Origin of the sequence: Streptomyces sp. YS-3, assembly GCF_045257485.1 — a bacterium.
Taxonomy (GTDB): domain Bacteria; phylum Actinomycetota; class Actinomycetes; order Streptomycetales; family Streptomycetaceae; genus Streptomyces.
Map to the genome: position 1 here is coordinate 1 of NZ_JBJHPC010001109.1, position 891 is coordinate 891.

Sequence of the window (891 nt, forward strand, 5' to 3'; positions counted from 1 at the left end):
GGTTCACACTGCTCGGGTTCGGGCTGTGTGTGATCGTGCCGCAGACGTTCGCGGCGGCCGGGCGGCTGTTCCCGCACGCCTCCGACGCGGCGATCGCGCGGCTCAACATCTTCAACTACGTGGGCTTCCTCGTCGGCTCTCCGCTCGTCGGGGGGCTCGGGGACGCGTGGAGCTACCGGGGCGCGATGCTGGTGCCGATGGTGCTGGTCCTGCTCACCCTGGTGTACGCCCGGTCGTTCGGGGCGGAGGGGGCCCGATACGGTGGCGGGCATGACCGGCCGCGCACTGTTGATGTGGGATGACGCCGTCACGGCGTACGACTTCGGACCGAGCCACCCGATGGACCCGGTGCGGCTCTCGCTGACCATGGGGTTGGTGCGGGCGTACGGGCTGGACAAGGTGGTGGACGTGGTGGCCGCGCCCGCGGCGGGGGACTCGACGCTGCGGCTCGTCCACCGGGAGGACTATGTGGCGGCCGTACGGGCCGCTTCGGCGGACCCGGGCCGCGCCGACCAGGCGTACGGGCTGGGAACGGTCGACGATCCCGCGTTCGCGGGGATGCACGAGGCGTCCGCGCTGATCGCGGGGCAGTCCGTGGGGGCCGCGGAGGCGGTGTGGCGCGGGGACGCGGCGCACGCGGTGAACTTCGCGGGCGGGCTGCACCATGCGATGCCGGGCGGGGCGTCGGGGTTCTGTGTCTACAACGACGCGGCGCTGGCGATCGCGCGCCTCCTTGAGCTGGGCGCCGAGCGCGTCGCGTACGTGGATGTGGACGTGCACCACGGGGACGGGGTGCAGACGGCGTTCTGGGACGACCCCAGGGTGCTGACGATCTCCCTCCATGAGCACCCCCGGCTGCTGTTCCCCGGGACGGGGTGGCCGGAGGAGACC

Annotated in this window: 1 protein-coding gene and 1 pseudogene; both read left to right on the plus strand. The window is 72.7% G+C overall.

Features of this window, described 5'->3' with window-relative positions:
* Positions 1-302, plus strand: a 302-nt coding sequence (locus tag ACJA3G_RS37795) for an MFS transporter (RefSeq protein ID WP_406557518.1), incomplete at its 5' end; no start/stop codon positions are given.
* A pseudogene (locus ACJA3G_RS37800) lies at positions 271-891 on the plus strand (acetoin utilization protein AcuC); the annotation flags it as partial. The gene ACJA3G_RS37795 and the pseudogene ACJA3G_RS37800, both read left to right, overlap by 32 nt.